This window comes from Variovorax guangxiensis (assembly GCF_003952165.1).
In the GTDB taxonomy this organism is placed as follows: Bacteria; Pseudomonadota; Gammaproteobacteria; order Burkholderiales; family Burkholderiaceae_C; genus Variovorax; species Variovorax guangxiensis.
This window is the reverse complement of record NZ_RXFT01000004.1, coordinates 396363-415477: the sequence shown is the minus strand read 5'-3', so window position 1 is coordinate 415477 and position 19115 is coordinate 396363. Positions and strand designations below refer to the sequence as shown.

Below are 19115 nucleotides of genomic sequence, written 5' to 3'. Positions count from 1 at the left end.
TCCGTACTTGTACGGACAAAAAAGATCAAGGAGTTCGCATGGCAAGCCAAGATGCCGAAAGGCACTGGACGATCGAAGACCTGGATTTCTCGCGCATCGCGCTCGACAAGGTACGCCCGGACGAAAACCTCTTCTATCTGGTGACCTCCGCCTCCTTCATCGAGAGCGGCTCCGACCTGTACACGCACAACCTGGTGGACTTCTTCAAGGGCGACCAGGAAGTCACCGACTGGCTCTCCCAGCACTGGGAACTCGAGGAACTGCAGCACGGCAAGGCCCTGCGCGCCTACGTGCGCCACGTATGGCCGGAGTTCGACTGGGACACCGCCTACGGCAACTTCCTGGAGGAATACGCGACCTACTGCAAGGTCGAGCTGCTCGCCCCCACCCGAGGCCTCGAGATGACCGCCCGCTGCGTGGTCGAGACCGGCACCGCCACCTACTACCGCGCCATGGCCCGCTGTACCGACGAACCCGTGCTTCAGGACCTGGCGACGCGCATCGCCACCGACGAAGTCAACCACTACAAGCACTTCTACCGCTACTACCGGCGCTACCGCGAGCAGGAGAAGCTGGGCCGCCTGCGCGTGATGGGCACCATCGGCCGGCGCACGCTCGAACTGAAGAGCGAGGACGCCGACTGCGCGATCCGCCACGTGGTCAGGACGCGTTCGCCCGAACGCGCCGACGACATGGCCTACGTGCAGCGCCTGAGCGCCGACATGAACAGCACCATCCGCACCCACCTGAGCCCGGGCACCACGCTCAAGATGCTGATGCGGCCGCTGGAACTGCCGGCGAAGGTACAAACGGTGATCCAGTACCCGATCAGGCAGTTCATGGAGCATGTGTTCCTGCGCTGAACAGCGCGCAAGTGGTTCACTCATCGCGACAAACCGGAACCCGGATTCCATTTCGCACAACAGGTGCTTGGCTAATATTTCCGGTCACCCCTTTCTATCCAGATAGAGACAAGGCCTGAGACCTTCGGACAAGCGCGGCTGCATGCGCCGCTGGCAAGTCGGCTCGCGGCCCTGTTGCATGCGCGTCCGATGTTCGATCACTCAGCCAACCGCGAGCAGCTCTACACCATCCGGCTGGACGGAACCAGCCTGACCATCCGGGACCTGATGGAGGTGCGCTTCACGTTCCTGCGGTTGCTCGAGCAGCGCATCGGTCCCTCTTCGCGCCTGGTGAAGTGCTACCGGGCCTGGCTTAACCAGCTCGAATCCGGCATCGACTCGATGAGCGAATCTCAGATCGCCAACGCCCGCCTCTGGCGCGAGGCCTGGGAGCACGCCAGCGAGATTGCCACCCCGCTGCTCAGCCAGCCTCAGACCACCACCTTCCGGTTCGAGCTTTTCTGACGCAAGCACGCAGACGCCGAGCAAAAAAAACCCAGCGCTAAGGCTGGGTTGAACCTCTTGGTGCTGTCACGCACAGAGAACTCGCACTTCAAAGCGAGCCCACAAAATCTAGGGCTTCATGCGCCGCCGCCTTGTCGGACAGGACCGACACTTCGAAGTGAGGAATACGACCGAGCAGTCCCGAAAGACCCTGCCTCCCCGCAAATCTGCCAAATAGTTCACGTTTTAATGAGTGTCCTACGGCGACTACCTGTTTCCGGCTGACACGCGCTCGCAGGGCGAGCGCCGACGATACCGATGCTGTCACGCAACAGGGCCGCATAAAAGAAGAGCTCTCTGTCAGTGCTTAGAGCGTGCCCACAAGGGCAACTCGAACCCGCTTCGGCGGGTATTTTTTTGGCCGCACCACAACGCGGCCCCGGCACGGGCCGAGGCTCGCCGCCCTTTGTCCGCTCCGGCTCAGCTCGCCGAGGTCAGCCCCGGCTTGCGGCTTCCGTCCAGCGAGTACAGCTGTGGCCGTTCGTCCGCGGAACCGGCTTCCGCCGCCAGCCCTGCTGCACCATGTGCCGCGCCCTGCGGCTGGCGATAGAGCTCGTTCTCAAGACGCCTGACGCGTTCGGCGTACATCCGGGCAAGCGCGCTGTGATGCTCTGCCGCCGCCTGGTGCTCGATGCGCGCCATCTGGGCTTCTTCCAGGAGGGCCGCCGCGCGTCGAAGGTACGCGGTGTGGTTCGGGCGAAACAAGAAGTCGAACGTCATTTCACGCTCCTTTCCGCAGGATGCGGTGCAGACGATGTTCCTCTGCGCTCGCCGCCGAGTCTGTCGGAGCGCGCCTACCCTCGGGCTACCCTTTTTCACTACGAATTCGCCATACCACAAGCCAATGACAGGTTTTCCCGCCTCGATGGGGACAATGCTGTGGAAAACTGTGTGCGCATCGCTCGGAAGCCTTGCCTGGCGTGGCTTGCAACACGATGCCCGCCAAAGAGGCAGCGCCCGAAAAAAATTTCGCAGCGCTTGCCGACCGGCTATCCAAGGTCCGATCGCTTGCAATCGAAGACCCTGCCCGGCTCGATCGCCCGCAGCGTCGGCACCTTGCCGATGAACACCACCCCCGCGCTGATCAGCCGCCACTCGCCCGCCTTGAACAGCCTGAAGAGGTTCGTGGCCTCGTCGCCCGCAGCCGGAATCGCGTTGAAGACGTAGGCGGGCTCGCCGCCCTGGGTCTCTTCCATGCCCAGCAACTCCGCCCTCATCTTGCCCATGGTGTTCGTGTCTTTTGTCCTGTGGCGGACGATGTCCATGTTGACGGTGCGCGAGTGCTCGTCGATGGCGATCTTGCGGATCCAGGGAGCCGGGCCGGTACCGCCCGGCGCGGGGACGCAGGTGATCGTTCCGGCAAAGGCCGAGCCTGCGGTCACGGCCAGGAAGGCGTTGAGGGCGAATCGAAAGGGCTTGGATTTCATGCTCGGTATGGCGTGTTGGGTCGGCTGGCCCGCGCGGCGGCGCGAACCTCGGATGGCATGCATCTATACTCCCGCCTGTCGCCGGCTGCAGCCTTGCAATCGGCGGCTTGCCAGATGCGGGTGTAGTTCAATGGTAGAACGGCAGCTTCCCAAGCTTCATACGAGGGTTCGATTCCCTTCACCCGCTCCAACCAAGGGTCCCAGGCGATCCTGAAGGCTCCCAAGAGGTCCTCACCAGATCCGATCGGACGGAGCTCCCCACCTGGCTGGTCGCTGGCACCCCGCCTAGCCGATCAACATCGACGCCACCACTGCAATCAGCAGCCCGACATACACCCTGGCGTGTACCTGATCGGGAATCCGCCCGATGAACGGCGAAGCCATGCGTATCCCGGCATATGAGCCCGCGACCAGGGCAAGGAACGCCCTCAGGTCCACATAGCCCACATACCCGGCCCCCAGGGACGCCATTCCACCCCAGGAAAGCGCCGCGTAAGTCGCCGTCCCGGCCAAGGCGACGGGAAGCGTCAGCGGATTGGCCATGGCCGTCGCGCCGGTCATGCTCACTCCTCTGCGGCGAAGCAACGGGACTGTCATGACGCTGCCCCCCACTCCAAGCAAGGCCGCGATCCAGCCGATGACGATGCCCGTCAATGCGTTTCGTGCCCGGGCGGGCCGGGCCTCTCGCGCCGGCTGCAGGAGAAAGCCGGGCCGGAGCCAGCAGTCCAGAACGGTCAGGCTGACGTAGGCGATGAAAGCCCAGCGCAACCAGCTGCCCTCCACCGCGGCCGCGGTTGCTGCCCCGAGCACGCTGCCGGCGGCAATGGCGAAGACCAGCGGCTTGATGACCGCCCAATCCAGCGATCCCGCGCGCTGGTGCTTCGCCGTTGCCATCGCCGATCCGAAGATCATCACGCACGTCGAGGTCGCAACCGCGATCTGCATCGCATGGGGCGCAGCCGGTGTTTCCGGTCCGCGCATGTGCGTCAGCAAGTGGTAGAGCAGCGGAACCACCACGAAGCCACCGCCGAAACCGAAGAGCACCGTGGTCACGCCGGCGAGCGTGCCGCAGGCGGCAAGCCAGAAGTAGAGTTCCATCGCAATCAGTCCTTCGATTCCTGAAAGGTTATGGCTGCTGGCGCTGTCCGGCTTTCGGAGTCTGGACAAGAATGTTCGCGTTTCAGCCAACAGCGGATTTCGCGGATTTCGATGAGAAACGTACCTTTGGACAGCGTCGACGCACTCGAACGCGAAGTGCTCGCCATCGGCACCGACTACGCGCGCGGAACGCTCCTGGAGATGCATCAGCATCGTCGAGCGCAGTTTCTCTACGGCGCGACGGGTCTCATGGAGGTCGGCACGGACGACGGCGCGTGGGTCGTGCCTCCGCATTGCGGGGTGTGGATCCCGGCGGGCAAACCGCATCGCGTACGCATGGTGGGTGTCAGTACGCGCAGTCTCTATATCGAGCCGAGGGCAGCGCCGCGCGAAGGGTCTCGCTGCGAAGTGCTGCTCGTTTCGCCTCTTCTGCGGCAGTTGCTGCTGGAGGCGACGGACGTGAAGGCGCTCTATGACGAACAAGGCAGGGACGGCATGGTCATGCGCCTCGCGCTCGCGGAGATCGCGCGCGCGGCCACGCTCCCGATCTTCGCGCCGCTGCCCAGGCACGGCACGCTTCACGCCCTGTGCGTGGAGTTTCTCTACGCACCCGACATCCGCGCCACCGCCGGCGAATGGGCGCAGCAACTGCACCGCAGCGAACGCACGTTCACGCGCTTCTTCCGCGCCGAGACCGGCATGGCCTTCGGCGAGTGGCGCCAGCACGCCTGCCTGATATCGGCGCTTTCCAGATTGGCCGAAGGGCAGCCGGTGACGGCCGTCGCGCTAGAACTCGGCTACGACAGCCCTGGCGCGTTCTCGACGATGTTTCGCCGCCGCCTGGGCTTCCGCCCGTCCGAGATTGCGCGTTCGGTGTCCGGTCAACGCGCCGGCTGGCAAGTCGAATTGGGGCATTGAAGGCACGGACAGCCTCCCGGCGAACTCAGTTCTCGCTGAGCACTCCGAAATCGCTGTCGCCCTGCTGCACGGCATTCACCAACTGCACCCGATTGCGCGCGGCAAAGCGGCGCCGCAGCTGCCGCATGTGGTAGTCCACGGTGTGGGACGACAGGTCCAGCCGGTTGGCGATCTCCTTGTCGCTGCGCCCCTGGAGCAGTTGCTGGAGGATGTCCTGCTGCGTCGCGGAGATCTCGATGCGGCCCGCGCCCGGCGCACCGACGATGCGCGTGTGGCGCGACACGTATTCGTGCACGCCCAGCCCAAGGATCAGGCCCTGCCCGATCACGCTGTCGCTGATCCAGTCGCTCCCGGGCCTGCGCGACAGCAGGCTGATCACCGTATGCTGGTTCACATGCGTGGGGGACGCCAAGCGGAACAGCAGCCCGCTGCGGATGCCGCTGGCATACAGGTCGTCGAGGAACCGCTGCCGCTCTTCGCTCAGCTCATCCGAAATCTCCGCCGCCAGCGCCTCGAGCCGGGCCACGTCCCACGCCAGTGGAAGGCTCGACGCGGGCACGCCCTGCTGCCGAAGATCGACGCCGCAATAGTTGTGCGCGAAGTAGCGTCTGGTCCACTCGGGATTGGCGTAGGCGGTGAAGAAGCTCAGCGGCCACCAGTGGCCCCGCATGTACGCCACCGTGCCGTAGCCCAGCCAGTCGAAATCGAGCGCATGGAGCATGCTGCGCACCAGCGCCGCGCGGGCTTCGCTGCCGGGTGCATCCATCAGATTGCCGACGATGGCCGGCACGCCGCCGGCGTGAGGCGGCACGCTTCGCGGCATGTACAGGTGTTCTTCGGCATAGAACTGCGGAACCGGATTGGCGGGTTGCGGCTCCGCTTGCGGCCGCGGCACCGGATCGAATCCCTGCGCCTCGGAGGCCGGCGCAGGCGAGGCACGATGAAACAAGGTGGACAGAATCATGGAAGGCCTGATGGATGTGCCGCCATGCCGGAAAGGACGACGGACCTGGGTCAAAGTACCGCAAGGGCGTTGTCATCGCCTTGTAAATTTTTAGCTTCCGACGCATTTGCCAGGGCTCGCGCATCCAACTGAGTACCTTTGCTTGAACAATGCGCGACCTGCGCGGGTCCTCGCCGGGCCGAGGCTTCACAGATGACGACGGCGCTGGCATGCTTGCTGCACACAGCGCGAGGCAAAAGCCGAACCTCCGCACATCCCCCTTCCATGGCATTGCCCGCCTCCCAGTACTGGCGAGACACGGATCTCGCAGGACTCCAGTTCACAACCAACCGGTTTCGCCATCGCGAAGTCCGGCCACACCGGCACGTGGGCTTCACGCTCGCGGTGGCCGACACCGAACTCCAGGTGCGCAGCGGCACCCGCGTCACCGTCGTGCCGCCGGGTGCTCTGTTTCGCATTGCGCCGCATGTCTGGCACTCGGTGCAGGCGCGCACACATGCCTGGCGCGAAGACGCCCTCTTCTGCAGCCTCGCCGTGGCACGGTGCATCAGCCCCGCGGAAGATACCCCGCCGCTGGCACGGCTGGAGGACGATGCGGGAGTCTCGGTCTTCATCGACGCCTCCGCGGCGCTCGAATTCCTCGAATGCCACCGCCTGCTCTTCGTCCCCACGAGCACCGGCGATCCCGAGGACATCGCGGCGGGCCGTGCACTGCTTCGCCGGCGCCTCTCGCAATGGCTTCCCGCCCCCTCGCCCACGGAGGACGGAGCCCACGACGCAGAGCGCCCGCATCCCGACAGCGGCGATGAGCGCCTGAACCGGCTCTATGCCCTCATCGCGTCGGGCTTTCATCAGCGCATGACGCTCGACAGCCTCGCCGATGCGGTCGGCTGGCACCCCGTGCACGTGCAGCGCCGGTTCACCGCCGCATGGGGCTTCACGCCGCACGAGATGCTGGTGGGCCACCGCATCGAGTACGCCCGCGACCTGATCGCCGGCGGCGCCCACGTCACCTATGCGGCGCATGCGGCAGGCTTCACCGACCAGAGCCATCTGCACAAGACCTTCATGAGCACCTATGCCGTGCTGCCGGGCGACTACCGCAGGCTCGCCGCGCTCGATGCGCTCCAACCGCCCTCGGCCAGGAACGGCATCGCCGGCTAACTCGCCGCCCCGGCTTCATCCGATGCCCTGCGCCCAACGCAGGAGCCTGGCGACGGGTGCATACAGCGAACGTGGAATCGGCTGGTCCACCGGCACCTCCGCATAAATGCGCTCGGCCAGCGAGGGCTCGAACTCCATCGGCACCAGGCCCTCGCCGGCAAAGCGCCGGATCTGCGCGGCCACCTCGCCCTCGCCGCGCGCGATCACGCGCGGCAGGTCGTTCTCGCCGAGGTACTGCAGCGCGACGGCCGTGCGGGCCGAATGGATCACGGCCGAGGCCATGCGCACGCGGTCGCCCAGGCTGGCATACACCGCCTCGAAGTGCGCGGAGCGGCGGCGCGACTGGTTGACCGGATCGCCCTCCACCTCCTTGTATTCCTGCCGGACCTCTTCGATCGACATGCGCTGCTGCTTCATGAACTCGTAGTGCTCGTGCGTGTAGTCCACCGCGGCCATCAGCGCATAGATCACCGTTGCCCAGCCGAAGGCCACGAGCACCATGTGCGCCGCGGCGGTCATGGTGGCCGCGGGGCTCGCGTAGCCGAGCTTGAGCGAGGTATCGACGAAGCCGCGCACGATCACGAACATCAGGCCCGCGAGCAGCATCGTCTTCAGGCTCATCTTCAGCAGGTTGATGAGATTGCGGGTGGAGAAGATGCGCTGCAGCCCCTGGGCCGGGTTCATGCGGTTCACGTCGGGCTTGAGGCGCTCCCACGCCGCCACGCCGCCCACCTGGGCCAGGGAGCCCACGATGCCAGCGACGGCAGCGATGGTCATGATGGGCAGCGTGCCCCAAAGCAGCGCCTCCCCGGTATGCAGCAGCAGCTCGTCGAAGCGGTCCTCCGGCCGCGTCAGCAGGCTGGTGCTGGTGGCGTGCAGCCAGAGCTCTCGCAGCAGGCTGTAGAGCACCCCGCCGCCCAGCCACATGCAGACCACGACCACGGCGAACACCGCCGTCGAGGCCACGTCCGAACTGAAGACCACCTCGCCGCGCTTTCGCGCGTCGCGCAGCCGCTTGGGAGTGGGGTCCTGGTCTTTCTCCGCCATGGCCGAAGGGCGCTAGAGCGTAGCGCGCAGGAAGTCGAGCACGCCGTTCTCGGGCCGCAGGAATTCCTGCAGCGACTCGTACACGAAGAAGACGAACAGCAGCATCATCAGGTGCGCCAGCAGGCTCTTGAGAGGCTGCGAGAACACGAACACGTTGAGCTGCGGCGCCACGCGGCTGACCAGGCCCATGCCCAGCTCCACCAGCAGCAGCACGAAGATGACCGGCGAGGCCAGCTTGACGATCCACAGGAACAGCGTGTCCCCCTGGCGAATCGCGAACTGCTCGATCACCAGCCCCAGGTTCGGAAAGAACGAGGCCACGGGCCACAGCCGGTAGGAGTCGACGACTACGCCCAGCATCGCGAGCAGCCCGCCGGCCGAGACGAACAGCGTGATCACCATCCAGCCGAGGAACTCGCCCGTGGGCCCGTTCTCGTGACCCGCCACGGGATCGAAGAAGGACGCGTTGCTGGAGCCGGTCTGGAAGTCGATCAGGTCGCCCACGCTCTGCACCGCCCAGATGAAGATGCCGAAACCCAGCCCCAGCATCAGGCCGATGAAGGCCTCCTTGCCCGCGATGAGCACCCAGGTGCCGATGGAAGCCGAGGGCATGTCGCCCGCCACCGGCGACATGAACAGAGCGAGCATCAGCAGCAGGCCGTTGCGCACGGTGCCGGTGATCATGCCGCCCGAGAGAAAGGGCACCACCGCGAAGATCGCGAAGAGGCGCGGCAGGGTGAGCACCACCGACGAGAAGAATCTCTCGAAGCTGGCCAGTTCGATGGAGGGGTCCATGGCGATCCGTGCGTTCCCGCGCGCCTAGGCCGAGCGCCGCGCGGCCCATGCCTGCGACGTGGTTTCCTCGGTCGCTTCGTCGAGCCGCTGCTCCTGCAGGCGCTGCCGCTCGCCGCGGCTGCGCTGTTGCATCTGCTGCGCCTTCTCGACCTCTGCGCTGGCGGCGCGCAGCTTGCGGCGGCTGGCATCCAGCGTGCTCTCGCGCAGCGCGTGGGCCTGCCCGACCTGCGCGGCAAGCCGGCTCGCCTCGGCGATCCGCGCATCGAGGGCGGCGCTCCAGGCACCCGCGTGGCGCAGCTGCGCCACGCTGCATTGCCCGTCCGTCAGCGCGTCGGCGGTCGCCTGCCAGTGCGCGGCCTTGCTCTGCACCTGCTGCTGCTGCCACGCCTGGGCCTGCTGCAGCTCGGCGCGGCTCTGCTCGGCGGCGGCCCGGTCGCGCGCGACGACACCCATGGCAACCGTCTTCTGGCGCTCGCGCACGCCCACCAGCAGCTTCCAGTCGATGCCTGCGCTCATCGGCCCGGCTCCCACGAGGCGCCGCCGAACCGCTGCAATGCCTCGATAGATTGCGCATAGGGCAGGCTCGCGTCCGGCGGCTGCGACAGAAAGTCGAGCATCGCCGGCCGCGCACCGATTGCCTCGTCGGCCAGCGCGTCGCCGCCTGCCTTGTATTCGCCGATCTGCACGAGCAGTTCCATCTCCTGGTACTTGGCCAGCAGGCTGCGAAAGTGCGCCGCCGCCGCGCGGTGCTCGCGCGAAGTCACCAGCGGCATTACACGGCTGATGCTCGCCAGCACGTCGATCGCCGGATAGCGGTTGGCCGCAGCGGCCTTGCGCGACAGCACGATGTGGCCGTCGAGGATGGATCGCACCTCCTCGGCGATGGGGTCGCTCTCCTCGTCGCCCTCGGTCAGCACCGAGTAGACGGCGGTGATGGAGCCCGTCCTGCCCTGCCCCGCGCGCTCCAGCAGCTGCGGCAGCATCGAGAAGATCGACGGCGGATAGCTGCGCCGCGTGGGCGGTTCGCCGCTGGCCAGGCCGATCTCGCGCTGGGCGCGCGCGAAGCGCGTGAGCGAATCGACCAGCAGCAGCACCTTCTTGCCCTGGTCGCGGAAATGCTCGGCGATGGTGGTCGCGGCATAGGCGGACTTGATGCGCTCCATCGGCGGCCGGTCGGAGGTCGAGACCACCATCACCGTCTTCGCCAACCCCTCGGCGCCGAGGTTGTGCTCGATGAACTCCTTCACCTCGCGCCCGCGCTCGCCGATCAGCGCGATCACGTTCACGTCGGCCGTCGCGCCGCGCGCGAGCATGCCCAGCAGGGTGCTCTTGCCCACGCCCGGCGGCGCGAACACGCCGACGCGCTGCCCTTCGCCGAGCGTGAGCAGGCTGTCGACCGCGCGGATGCCGGTGGCCAGCGGCGCCTCGATCATCCGGCGCGCCAGCGGGCTCACGGGATCGCGGTGCACCGGCAGCAGCGTGCGGGTCCTGAGCGGGCCCCGTTCGTCGATGGGCTGGCCCAGCGCGTCGAGCACGCGCCCCAGCAGGCCCGCGCCCACCGGGCAGACGTGGCCGCGCCCCGTGGGCAGCACTTCGGTCAAAGCCGAGATGCCGGTGATCGGCCCGAGCGGCGTGAGGACGGCGGTGTTGTCGCGGAAGCCGACCACCTCGGCCAGCAGCGGCGGCTCGCCCGGCGTGACCAGTTCGCACAGCTCGCCCACATGGGCCTGGATGCCCGATGCGTCGATCAGCATGCCCACCGCCTTGCTGACGCGCCCGCGGATCGCCACCGGCGTGACGCGGCCCAGCGCCTGTTCCAGCTCGGCGACGATGCCAAGCGCCGCGTCGGACACCGGGTTCACGATTGCGCCCCCTCCCGGGTCTCGGCGAGGCCGCCGCGCTCCACCGCGCGCCGGAACGCGGCGAGCTGCGCGTCCACGCCGATGTCCAGCACGCCGGAGGCCGTCTGCACCACGCACGCGCCGACGGGCAGCGCCGCATCGGCCACGAAGTGCACGGTCATGCTCCAGTTGGCCTCGCTGCGCAGGCGCGCAATCACCCCGCGCAGGATCGCCTCCTGCGCGGGCGCCACGCGCACGGTGATGAAGGGCTCCTGGCGGATCAGCGTGTCGACGCGCAGCAGCGCCGCCTCGAACAGCGCCGCCGGGTCCGCGTCGGCGATGAACTGCCCCACGGCCTTGACGACGACCTGCGCCATGGACGTGCGCAGCGCATGCAGCTGTCGCTCGGTGGCCATGGTGTCCGTCACCAGCTGGGTCGCGTATTCCTCCTTGGCGCGCCGCAGGCCCTCCTCGTAGCCCTGCCTGCGGCCGGCCTCGGCGTCCTGCGTGGCCTGCTGCACGATGCGGCGCGCCTCGCGCCGGGCCGTCTCGACCACGGTCGATGCGTCGAGCAGCGCCGCGTATTCGTGCTCCTTCAGGACCTTGCGCTCGCTCAGGAGCTGCAGGTTCTCGGTGGTGATCAGAAAAGCCAGTCCCATTGCGGCAGTCTTTCGGGGACGATGCACGAGAGCATCAGTTCGTTGAGTTGCTGGAGTTGGCGCTGCTGCAACTGCGGCACGCCGAGCGCCGAGACGCGGCGCGGCAGCTTGTGCCCCAGGCGGCGGCGGACCGTCTCGCCTTCGGCCGCAGCCGTGGCAAGCAGCAGCCGGTGGCCGCGCTCGACGGCGACCCGGCCGGCCGACAGGGGCCGCTGCTGCAGCAGCGCGTTGTCCATGCGCAGTTCGGTGAGCAACGGCACCCGGTCGAGCACGAAATCCACCGCATCGGCATCGAAGCGGCGGGCCTGGCGGCGGATCTGCGCGCCCGCGCCGCCGCGCAGCCGGAACAGCGGCAGGTGCACGCAGAAGCCGAGGTAGGCGGCGAGCCGCCGCAGCGCGTCGGCATCGAGCAGCGCCACGCGCTTGAAGCGTGCGTCGAAGTTGTAGTCGGCGCTGCCGGCGTCCGGCCCCTGGGCTCGCCGCAGCTGGTCGGCGAGCACCGCGCGGCCCGCCTCCCCCAGCCGTGCCGGGACGCGGTGGCGCGACGGCCAGTCGGCAGGCAGCCAGCTTGGGTGAAGACCGATCTCGGGGTGCAGGTTGAAGCGCACCACCAGGCGCACGAGGTCCATCGGGCCGGTTCCGGCCTGCGGGGCTTCGTGGGTGGCGGGGGTAGGTGCCGGCATTCCTGTTCCGGATCAGCGCCTGAACACCTGGCGGCGCGTCCAGCTGCGCCAGTCCACGCCCTGCCTGCGCAGCAGCGCCGGCAGCACCAGCAGGCAGACGGCGGCCAGCAGCAGCAGCCCCAGCAGCACCATCGCCGTCGACGCGGGGAACAGGCCCAGCACCATCGCACGCTCCCTGGCGCCGCCCGCCAGGGCCGCAGCCGACGCCACCGGCCGGCGCGCCTCGAAGAGCGACAGCGATACCTGGTCGTGGCTCAGCCCCTCGATGCTGTGCGCCACCATGTCCTTCACGGTCGGCGCCAGCAGCCGGATGTCCACATCCGGCCGGTGCTTGATGAACACCGCGGCCGACGACGGCCGCATCTTCTCGCTCAGCGGGTCGTTGGCCGGGATCACCACGTGCACGCGCGCGGACACCACGCCGTCCACGTTGCGCAGCGTCTGCGAGAGCTCCTGCGAGACCGCGTAGATGTAGCGCATGCGCTCCTCGGAGGGCGTGGACACCAGGCCCTGCTTCTGGAACACCTCGCCCATGGTGGCGAAGCGCTCGTGGGGCAGGCCCTGGGCACGCAGCACGTCGAGCGCGACGCCCATGCGGCTCTCGTCCACCTCGACCTGCCAGTTGCTGCCCTCCACGCGGCTCTTGGCCGCGTCGATGCCCTCGGCCGACAGCGCAGCGACGATCTCGTTGGCCTCCTGCTCGTTGAGGTTGGAGTACAGGCCGACCTTGCAGCCGCCCAGCGCCGCCAGCAGGGCCAGCGCCGCGAGCCAGCGGCCGCGGCGCGCAAGAAATGAAGAAAGAGTGCGGGACAGCGGCTTCACGGCATCCTCATTGCTGGTTCTTCAGCAAGGTGCCGAACAGGCTGGTGGCGGCGCTCGCCAGGCCCGTGGAAATGTGCATCTTCGCGAACATCATGTGCGCCTCCATGGCGTGGTCGGTCATCGCGAACATGGTCTTGATGGGGTCGGACATGTCGATCGACTCGAGCATGCTGTGGCGCATCTCCTCGTAGGAGCGCACGTTGCCGGAGAACTGGGCCGCGAGCGCCTTGGCGGCGTCGCCGAGCGCGCTGGGCGCGGCCACCGAGGACGGCGGCGCCTGCACGCCCTGCATCATGTTGGCGAACATCCGGGTCTCGCCCGGATCGAGGCGCGAAGGCGCGCCGGCCTGCTGCTGCGCGGCGGCCGCGGACACGCCGGCCGGCGGCGTGCCTGCCGCGACCAGCGCGGTGGGATCGGTCATGGTTCACCTCCTGGGGGAAAAGGCCGCGCGATGCGACAGGGCATCGCGCGGACCTGCTTACGAGGACTTGGCCGACTGGCGGATGTCGTTGCCGGTGGACTTGGCCACCTCGCCGCCCGCGGCGCTCGCACCGTTGACCGTGTGCGCGGTGGATGCCGCGCCCTGGATGCTGGTGGAAGCGGCCATGCTGGCCGACATCAGCCGCGCGTTGTCGGCTGCGGCCTGGTTCATCTGCTGGATAGAGCTGTCAACTGCGCCTGCCATGTGTATCTCCTGGTCAAGAAAGGATTGATTTACGAGGGTTGAAGCGCTCCGCCCCGGCGGGACGGAACCATTCCACGCGGCGCACGGATGCGGCGCCGCATGAAATCCGGGGTGCGCGCGAGGCGGGCTCTGCCGATGGCCATGCCTTCACCTCCCGCGCCTGTTGTTGCTGTCGGGCACGCCACCGCTCAGGACCAGCCCGTCGGCGTCGATGCGCTTGAGTTCGGCACCGGATCGCAGCATCGCGCCTTCGTAGTAGCGGCTGCCGTTCGACAGCTGGATGTGCCGCAGGCCGTTGCCGTCCTCGGTGATGCTCACCATGCGCGCCGGCAGCACGCTCTGCCAGCCGTCCCACTGCGCGCGCACGTCGGCGTCCTTGTTCTCGGCCACGGGCTTCTCCCGGTACTGGACCTTGTCGAAGACCAGCACCGACGGATGCAGGTCTTCGCTGAGCCTGCGGATCTTCTGGCGCACCGCGGCGTCCTCCACCGTGCCGGTGAGCACCAGCCGGCCCTGCCCCGTGTACGCGACCGCCACACCGGGGTCGCCCACATAGCGGCGCGCCTGCTCGACCATGTCCTCGGCCGAGTGCACGTTCACGCCGACCTGGCTGCCGAAGGGCTCCATCGCCTGCTGCAGGGCCTCGCGGCGCTGCCTCGACTCCACGTAGCCCTTCACGCCGAGCCGCCCGCCCTGCGCGGCCACCACTTCCACCTCGGGGAACGGCACGAGCGCCTTTTCCACCGCGGCCAGGTCCACGTGCCCGGCGCGGCGCGCGCTCGCGCCCGCGTCGCCGAGCGACACGGCGGCCAGGCCGATCACCGCAAGCAGGGCCATCACGCCACCCGCCCAATAGCCGAGGCGCCGCCGCGAGGAAGCCCCGGACGTGCCCGCCAGCGCGCCCTCGCCAGGCCGCGCCTCGTACTCCGGGGCGAACATGCGGTCCTCGCGCACGTCCGGCACGTAGCTGCGGTCGAGCTGGAAGTCGATCTGCCCGAGGCTCACCACGTCGCCCGCGACCACGCTTCTGCGCGCCTGCCGCATGTCCTCGCCGTTGAGCCGCGCCGAAGCCGTGCTCAGGCGCTGCATCGACACCACCAACTCGCCCACGGTGAACGCCAGGTGGCGCGGCAGCACGTCGCCGCCGGGCAGCATCACCTCGCAATCGCCGCCTGAGCCCAGCACGTTGAGCCCGGGCTTGAGCGCGATGGTGCGGCCCTTCACCGCGCCGCTGAGGAAGCGCAGGCACCAGCCGTCGCCCAGCGCGGGGCGCTCCGGCCGTGCCATGCCGGCCGCTTCCGCCGGCACGTCGCCGTCGTCGAAGGAAATCTCTTCCGGGTCGTGCATGCTCAGCCTCCCACTTCCGGCAAGGGCAGTGCCGGCAGGTTCGCCGTGGCGCCCGGCAGCACCAGGCGCGGCGTCAGCAGGTAGAAGCGCTCCATGTTGGACTGCTTCTTCTCCGTCGACCTGAAGAGCCCGCCGACGCCGGGAATGTCCTTGAGCAGCGGCACGCCCGTGACGGCATTGCTCTTCTCCTCCGACGAGTAGCCCGCGATCAGCAGGCTCGCCCCCTCCTCCACGAGCGCCTGCGTGTTGACCGTGCGGCGCCGCACGATCGGGATCTTGTCGACCGACATCGGACTGAGGTCGCCGTCGACGATGTCGATGGACATCATCACGCCGCGCGAGGCCTTCTCGTCGATGACCAGCGGCGTCACCCGCACCGCAGTGCCCGCCGTGATGCTGAACAGCCCCGCGTCCTGGAAGCCGTCAACCCGCACGTAGAACTCGCTGAGGTTCTCCAGCACGGCCTCGGTGTTGTCCAACGTCATCACCTTCGGGCGCGCCACGAAGTTCGCATTGCCGTTGGTGGCCAGCGCGGTCACGCGGGCCAGCAGGTAGTTGCGCGCGCTGTTGCCGATGGCGGCGGTGAACATGCCGCCCAGCGGCGTGAGCGGATTGCCCGAGCCGTCGGCGCTGCCGATCTGCCCTGCCTCGCTGCCTGTGCCGCCCCAGGTCAGCTGCCCGCGATCGCCGCGGCCGGTCTGGAAGTCGGCATGCCGGCCATGCAGGCGCCAGTCGATGCCCAGGCTGTTGAGCGTGTCGGAGCTGATGTCCATGATGGTCACTTCGATCTCGACCAGCCGCGGGCGCACGTCCATCGACTCGATCAGCTTCGCGTACTGGGCCATCTTGTCGGGCATGTCGCGCACCAGCACGGCGTTCATGCGCGTATCGGCCTGGAACTGCGGCAGTTCGCCGCCCGCGAGGTTCGCGATGCCGCCCTGCGCGATGGCTTCGCTGCCGGCCCCGGCGATCTCGACCTTGGGCGCGTTGATGGTCTCGCCGCTGCGCAGCTTGATCTGCCGGTTCGGGCCCAGCGACATGCCGCCGCTCATGCCTCGCGGGCCGCCGCTGCCGCTCGGCGCGTTCCCGCCGCTGCGGCCATAGAGGCTGCGCAGCACGTTGGCCACGCCGGGAATGACCGTGTCCTTTCCCGAGCGGTTGATCCGGAAGTCCGAGGCCCAGGCGTACTTGAGCGGAAACAGCCGGATCTCGGCGCCCTCGGCCATCGCGCTCTTCTGGTCGGCCAGCTTCACCGCCTGGCGCACCATCTCGACGTAGCGGCGCGGCCCGGTCACGTACACGCTGGCGTCGCGCTCGCTGATGCTCAGCGGATAGCGCTCGTCGGAGATGTGCAGGCGCACCAGCGTCTCGGCGATGCGCCCCGCGTTCTCGGCCGCGATGGGCAGCACCTCGCTTTTCGCGTCGGAGGCCAGGTCGACGAACAGGAAGGCGCCGTCGAAGTACCAGGTCAGCCCGTTGACCGCGCACACGCTGTTGAGCGTGCTCAGGGCGGGGCCGGCGAACTTGCCGCTGATGGTGCCGGCCACCTTGGAGTCGATCACCGCCGTGATGTTCTGCGACGAGGCCAGCTCGCGCAGGAAGTCGGCCAGCGGCTTCTCGTTGGCAACGATCTGGAACGGCCGGTTGCTCCAGCGCAGTTCGGCCGCACGGGCCTGCGCGCACATGGCCAGCACCACAAGCGCGGCGAAGCCCCACAGCACGAGGCGGCGCTGGCAGAAGGCTTTCAGGCGCGGGGCGGTCATTTCGGGGAAATGCATCTTCACGGCAGGGAACTCAGCGCCTGGATGGCACGCTCCGCGAAGCGCATCACGTCGCGCCCCATCCAGCCCGCGGTGGCGATGATCGCGACCATCACCGCGATCAGCCGGATCGACTGGCCGATGCTCTGGTCCTGCACCTGCGTTACGGCCTGCAGCACGGCCACCACCAAGGCCGTGACCGTTGCCACCGCCACCACCGGCAGCGAGATCCACAGCACGAGGAGCAGGCCTTCGCGCGTGATGTCCAGGATGTTCTGCGGAGTCATGGCGTTGTTTTCGCGGTGCGCCTTCGAAGGCAATGGGATGTTCATCAATGGGCCTGGGGGTTGGTGACCCAGCCCACCGGCTGCAGGGCCACGTCTTCGTCGACTTCCTGGTAGGACAGCACCGGCAGCAGCGGCGCCACCGGCTCGATCAGCGTCTTGATGTAGCGGCGCACGTCCGACGAGGCGATGGCCACCACGCGGGTCGCGGCCGATCCGAGGATGCGGCGCACCTGCTCGCGGATGTCCTGCGTGACGGCCGGGCTCAGCAGCAGCAGGTTGCCGCGCGGCGAACGCTCGATGGCGTTCTGCACCCGCTCCAGCAGGCTGGACTCGAACAGGATGGCCTCGAGCTGGCGGTTCGGGCCCACATAGCGGCTGGTGATGTAGCGGCCGAGATCGATGCGCACCAGTTCGGTGAGCGCTATCGCGTCCTGCTCCTTCGGCGCCCATGTCGCGAGGCACTCGAATATCGCGTGCAGGTTGCGAATCGGAATGCCCTCCTGCAGCAGCCGGCGCAACACCTCGGCGATGCGCTGGCTCGACGCCACCCGCGCCACCTCGGCCGCGAGCTCCGGCGCGTCGCGCTGCACCGAATGCAGCAGGCGCTGCACTTCCTGCAGGCCGATGAGCTCGCGCACATTGCGGCGCACGGCGTGGTCCAGGTGCAGGCCCACCACCTCCTCGTTGTCCCAGCTCGTGGAGCCGGCTGCTTCGCCCTGCACCCAGACGACCCGGGCGAAGGGGCCGAAGGGCTCGGCCACCTCTGCGCCCGCCGGCGGCGCCGCAGCCTCGGCCGGATCGAGCATGCGCCACCCCGGCCTGAGCGTGCCCTGCGACACCGCGACGTCGTGCACCAGCACCTGGTAGGCGTGTTGGGCCAGGCCGTCCGCGTAGGCGAGCTGCAGGCGCGGGAACACCGGGCCGAGATCGGATTCGACCGCGGTCTTGACCCTGGCCAGCTGCAGGTCGAGCGCGTGGCGGTCGACGCCACCGCGCAGGCCGCTGGACAGCCGCACCGCCAGTGGCGCCGCGATGGCATGGTCGCCGTCGGCGTCCTCCAGGGCGTCGCCCTCGCGGTGCGAGATCCAACCCGGCGTCTGGTTCTTGCGGCGCCGCATGCGCACCGCGAAGCCGAGGCCCAACAGCGCCGCCGCCAGCAGGCCGAACACCCACTTCGGAAAGCCCGGCACGACCAGGAAGCTCGCGACCGCGAGGCCCGCGATGATCAGCGCGCGCGGATGCGCCATGAGCTGCTGCCCGATCTGGCTCGCCAGCTGCGTGTCGCGGCGCTCGCCGGTGCTCACGCGCGTGATGACGATGCCCGCCGCGATCGACACCAGCAGCGACGGGATCTGCGAGACCATGCCGTCGCCCACCGTGAGGATCGCGTAGCGCTGCAGCGCGCCGCCCAGGCTCATCTCGTGCATCATCGTGCCGATGGCGATGCCCGCGAGGATGTTGACCAGCGCGATCACGATGCTCGCGATGGCGTCCCCCTTGACGAACTTCATCGCGCCATCCATCGCGCCGTGGAGCTGGCATTCCTGCTCCAGCATGTGGCGGCGCTTCTGCGCCTGTGCGGACGACAGCACCCCCGCGCGCACGTCGGCGTCGATGCTCATCTGCTTGCCGGGCATCGCATCCAGCGCGAACCGCGCCGCCACCTCGGCCACCCGCTCGGAGCCTTTCGCGATCACGATGAACTGCACGATCGCGATGATCAGGAACACCACGCCGCCGACCACCACGTTGTTGCCGACGATCAGCTTGCCGAAGGTGTCGATGATGTGGCCCGCATTCGCGTGCAGGAGGATCAGCTTGGTCGATGCGATGTTGAGCGCAAGGCGAAACAGCGTGGTGAACAGCAGCAGCGACGGAAAGGTCGACAGCGACAGCGCCGATGGCACGTACATCGCCACGATCAGCAGCACCAGGCTGATGGCGAGGTTGCTCGCGATCAGCAGGTCGAGCAGCGGCGTCGGCAGCGGCAGCACGAAGAGCGCGACGATCACCACCAGCAGGCCCGCCAGCAGCAGATCGTTGTAGCGGCCGGCGCTGCCCAGAAGGTCGCGCACGCCGCCGCGGTAGGCGGCAAAGGATCGCGGAGAACTCGCCATGGTGTCTTTGTCTTGCGGGTGTCCCGAAGTACCGGGCGGTGCCTGTCGCATCGCTTCGCTTCGTCGTCGGTCGCGAGGAATGTCGCGTCGCGACG

General features: G+C 68.2%; 21 protein-coding genes and 1 tRNA gene. 5 read left to right on the top strand and 17 right to left on the bottom strand.

Annotated features, from left to right (window positions below):
• Positions 1 to 38 precede the first annotated feature (38 nt).
• Together EJP67_RS12760 and EJP67_RS12755 are read left to right on the top strand one after the other, a co-directional pair.
• A complete protein-coding gene (locus EJP67_RS12760) occupies positions 39 to 863 on the top strand; it encodes a ferritin-like domain-containing protein (protein WP_126022071.1) in 825 nt (274 codons plus the stop codon).
• Positions 864 to 1052: 189 nt separating this feature from the next.
• Positions 1053 to 1367 carry a hypothetical protein gene (locus EJP67_RS12755; protein WP_126022070.1) on the top strand — a complete coding sequence of 105 codons (315 nt, stop codon included), beginning with the start codon at positions 1053 to 1055 and terminating at the stop codon, positions 1365 to 1367.
• A gap of 459 nt (positions 1368 to 1826) precedes the next feature.
• Here the strand turns inward: EJP67_RS12755 and EJP67_RS12750 are convergent, their stop codons facing one another.
• Positions 1827 to 2126, bottom strand: a complete 300-nt coding sequence (locus tag EJP67_RS12750; RefSeq protein ID WP_126022069.1) for a hypothetical protein — start codon at positions 2124 to 2126, stop codon at positions 1827 to 1829.
• 269 nt (positions 2127 to 2395) lie between these two features.
• Positions 2396 to 2833, bottom strand: a complete 438-nt coding sequence (locus EJP67_RS12745; RefSeq protein ID WP_126022068.1) for a hypothetical protein — start codon at positions 2831 to 2833, stop codon at positions 2396 to 2398.
• A 116-nt stretch (positions 2834 to 2949) separates the two neighbouring features.
• Here EJP67_RS12745 and EJP67_RS12740 point away from each other — a divergent pair.
• Positions 2950 to 3023, top strand: a tRNA-Gly gene (locus EJP67_RS12740).
• Positions 3024 to 3118: 95 nt separating this feature from the next.
• Here EJP67_RS12740 and EJP67_RS12735 read toward each other — a convergent pair.
• Positions 3119 to 3931 carry a sulfite exporter TauE/SafE family protein gene (locus tag EJP67_RS12735; RefSeq protein WP_126022067.1) on the bottom strand — a complete coding sequence of 271 codons (813 nt, stop codon included), beginning with the start codon at positions 3929 to 3931 and terminating at the stop codon, positions 3119 to 3121.
• Positions 3932 to 4042: 111 nt separating this feature from the next.
• Between EJP67_RS12735 and EJP67_RS12730 the strand changes: the two genes are divergently transcribed.
• The gene (locus tag EJP67_RS12730; protein ID WP_126022066.1) at positions 4043 to 4849 is read left to right on the top strand and encodes an AraC family transcriptional regulator; all 807 of its coding nucleotides are present in this window, start codon (positions 4043 to 4045) and stop codon (positions 4847 to 4849) included.
• Between the two features lie 25 nt (positions 4850 to 4874).
• Here EJP67_RS12730 and EJP67_RS12725 read toward each other — a convergent pair whose 3' ends face one another.
• Positions 4875 to 5813, bottom strand: coding sequence for a helix-turn-helix transcriptional regulator (locus EJP67_RS12725; RefSeq protein WP_126022065.1), 939 nt, complete (start codon positions 5811 to 5813; stop codon positions 4875 to 4877).
• 264 nt (positions 5814 to 6077) lie between these two features.
• Between EJP67_RS12725 and EJP67_RS12720 the strand changes: the two genes are divergently transcribed.
• Positions 6078 to 6977, top strand: a complete 900-nt coding sequence (locus EJP67_RS12720; protein ID WP_165909624.1) for a helix-turn-helix domain-containing protein — start codon at positions 6078 to 6080, stop codon at positions 6975 to 6977.
• A gap of 15 nt (positions 6978 to 6992) precedes the next feature.
• On the opposite strand, the gene EJP67_RS12715 is transcribed toward EJP67_RS12720, so the two are convergent.
• The 13 genes from EJP67_RS12715 to sctV form a co-directional block, all read right to left on the bottom strand.
• Positions 6993 to 8024 carry an EscU/YscU/HrcU family type III secretion system export apparatus switch protein gene (locus EJP67_RS12715; RefSeq protein ID WP_126022063.1) on the bottom strand — a complete coding sequence of 344 codons (1032 nt, stop codon included), beginning with the start codon at positions 8022 to 8024 and terminating at the stop codon, positions 6993 to 6995.
• Positions 8025 to 8036: 12 nt separating this feature from the next.
• The gene (gene sctT, locus EJP67_RS12710) at positions 8037 to 8819 is read right to left on the bottom strand and encodes a type III secretion system export apparatus subunit SctT (RefSeq protein WP_126022062.1); all 783 of its coding nucleotides are present in this window, start codon (positions 8817 to 8819) and stop codon (positions 8037 to 8039) included.
• A gap of 24 nt (positions 8820 to 8843) precedes the next feature.
• A complete protein-coding gene (locus EJP67_RS12705; protein WP_126022061.1) occupies positions 8844 to 9335 on the bottom strand; it encodes a serine kinase in 492 nt (163 codons plus the stop codon).
• A complete protein-coding gene (locus EJP67_RS12700; RefSeq protein ID WP_418121369.1) occupies positions 9332 to 10681 on the bottom strand; it encodes a FliI/YscN family ATPase in 1350 nt (449 codons plus the stop codon). Before EJP67_RS12700 ends, EJP67_RS12705 begins: the two co-directional genes overlap by 4 nt.
• The gene (sctL, locus tag EJP67_RS12695; RefSeq protein ID WP_126022060.1) at positions 10678 to 11319 is read right to left on the bottom strand and encodes a type III secretion system stator protein SctL; all 642 of its coding nucleotides are present in this window, start codon (positions 11317 to 11319) and stop codon (positions 10678 to 10680) included. The genes EJP67_RS12700 and sctL overlap by 4 nt, the downstream gene beginning before the upstream one ends.
• On the bottom strand, positions 11301 to 12002 hold the full coding sequence (locus EJP67_RS12690; protein ID WP_126022059.1) for a SctK family type III secretion system sorting platform protein: 702 nt from the start codon (positions 12000 to 12002) through the stop codon (positions 11301 to 11303). Before EJP67_RS12690 ends, sctL begins: the two co-directional genes overlap by 19 nt.
• A gap of 12 nt (positions 12003 to 12014) precedes the next feature.
• On the bottom strand, positions 12015 to 12824 hold the full coding sequence (sctJ, locus tag EJP67_RS12685; RefSeq protein ID WP_240650631.1) for a type III secretion system inner membrane ring lipoprotein SctJ: 810 nt from the start codon (positions 12822 to 12824) through the stop codon (positions 12015 to 12017).
• Positions 12825 to 12831: 7 nt separating this feature from the next.
• Entirely contained in the window at positions 12832 to 13245 is a 414-nt protein-coding gene (locus EJP67_RS12680; protein ID WP_126022058.1) for a hypothetical protein, read from the bottom strand.
• Between the two features lie 57 nt (positions 13246 to 13302).
• Positions 13303 to 13509: a hypothetical protein gene (locus EJP67_RS12675; RefSeq protein WP_021004014.1), complete on the bottom strand. Its 207-nt coding sequence runs from the start codon at positions 13507 to 13509 to the stop codon at positions 13303 to 13305.
• A 147-nt stretch (positions 13510 to 13656) separates the two neighbouring features.
• Complete coding sequence (locus EJP67_RS12670) at positions 13657 to 14856, bottom strand: FHA domain-containing protein (RefSeq protein ID WP_165909623.1); 1200 nt, start codon at positions 14854 to 14856, stop codon at positions 13657 to 13659.
• A 2-nt stretch (positions 14857 to 14858) separates the two neighbouring features.
• Positions 14859 to 16619, bottom strand: coding sequence for a type III secretion system outer membrane ring subunit SctC (sctC, locus tag EJP67_RS12665; RefSeq protein ID WP_240650630.1), 1761 nt, complete (start codon positions 16617 to 16619; stop codon positions 14859 to 14861).
• 17 nt (positions 16620 to 16636) lie between these two features.
• Entirely contained in the window at positions 16637 to 16903 is a 267-nt protein-coding gene (gene sctS / locus EJP67_RS12660; protein WP_126022057.1) for a type III secretion system export apparatus subunit SctS, read from the bottom strand.
• 44 nt (positions 16904 to 16947) lie between these two features.
• On the bottom strand, positions 16948 to 19020 hold the full coding sequence (sctV, locus tag EJP67_RS12655; RefSeq protein ID WP_126022056.1) for a type III secretion system export apparatus subunit SctV: 2073 nt from the start codon (positions 19018 to 19020) through the stop codon (positions 16948 to 16950).
• Positions 19021 to 19115 lie beyond the last annotated feature (95 nt).

Bases quoted from the DNA above. Each gene is read 5' to 3' on its own strand.
- sctT (WP_126022062.1), bottom strand. From the start codon at position 8,819: ATGGACCCCTCCATCGAACTGGCCAGCTTCGAGAGATTCTTCTCGTCG.
- EJP67_RS12720 (WP_165909624.1), top strand. From the start codon at position 6,078: ATGGCATTGCCCGCCTCCCAGTACTGGCGAGACACGGATCTCGCAGGA.
- sctS (WP_126022057.1), bottom strand. From the start codon at position 16,903: ATGACTCCGCAGAACATCCTGGACATCACGCGCGAAGGCCTGCTCCTC.
- EJP67_RS12745 (WP_126022068.1), bottom strand. From the start codon at position 2,833: ATGAAATCCAAGCCCTTTCGATTCGCCCTCAACGCCTTCCTGGCCGTG.
- EJP67_RS12725 (WP_126022065.1), bottom strand. From the start codon at position 5,813: ATGATTCTGTCCACCTTGTTTCATCGTGCCTCGCCTGCGCCGGCCTCC.
- EJP67_RS12730 (WP_126022066.1), top strand. From the start codon at position 4,043: ATGAGAAACGTACCTTTGGACAGCGTCGACGCACTCGAACGCGAAGTG.
- EJP67_RS12715 (WP_126022063.1), bottom strand. From the start codon at position 8,024: ATGGCGGAGAAAGACCAGGACCCCACTCCCAAGCGGCTGCGCGACGCG.
- EJP67_RS12675 (WP_021004014.1), bottom strand. From the start codon at position 13,509: ATGGCAGGCGCAGTTGACAGCTCTATCCAGCAGATGAACCAGGCCGCA.
- EJP67_RS12705 (WP_126022061.1), bottom strand. From the start codon at position 9,335: ATGAGCGCAGGCATCGACTGGAAGCTGCTGGTGGGCGTGCGCGAGCGC.
- EJP67_RS12680 (WP_126022058.1), bottom strand. From the start codon at position 13,245: ATGACCGATCCCACCGCGCTGGTCGCGGCAGGCACGCCGCCGGCCGGC.
- EJP67_RS12670 (WP_165909623.1), bottom strand. From the start codon at position 14,856: ATGCACGACCCGGAAGAGATTTCCTTCGACGACGGCGACGTGCCGGCG.
- EJP67_RS12755 (WP_126022070.1), top strand. From the start codon at position 1,053: ATGTTCGATCACTCAGCCAACCGCGAGCAGCTCTACACCATCCGGCTG.
- sctL (WP_126022060.1), bottom strand. From the start codon at position 11,319: ATGGGACTGGCTTTTCTGATCACCACCGAGAACCTGCAGCTCCTGAGC.
- EJP67_RS12750 (WP_126022069.1), bottom strand. From the start codon at position 2,126: ATGACGTTCGACTTCTTGTTTCGCCCGAACCACACCGCGTACCTTCGA.
- EJP67_RS12760 (WP_126022071.1), top strand. From the start codon at position 39: ATGGCAAGCCAAGATGCCGAAAGGCACTGGACGATCGAAGACCTGGAT.
- EJP67_RS12735 (WP_126022067.1), bottom strand. From the start codon at position 3,931: ATGGAACTCTACTTCTGGCTTGCCGCCTGCGGCACGCTCGCCGGCGTG.
- EJP67_RS12690 (WP_126022059.1), bottom strand. From the start codon at position 12,002: ATGCCGGCACCTACCCCCGCCACCCACGAAGCCCCGCAGGCCGGAACC.
- sctC (WP_240650630.1), bottom strand. From the start codon at position 16,619: ATGACCGCCCCGCGCCTGAAAGCCTTCTGCCAGCGCCGCCTCGTGCTG.
- sctV (WP_126022056.1), bottom strand. From the start codon at position 19,020: ATGGCGAGTTCTCCGCGATCCTTTGCCGCCTACCGCGGCGGCGTGCGC.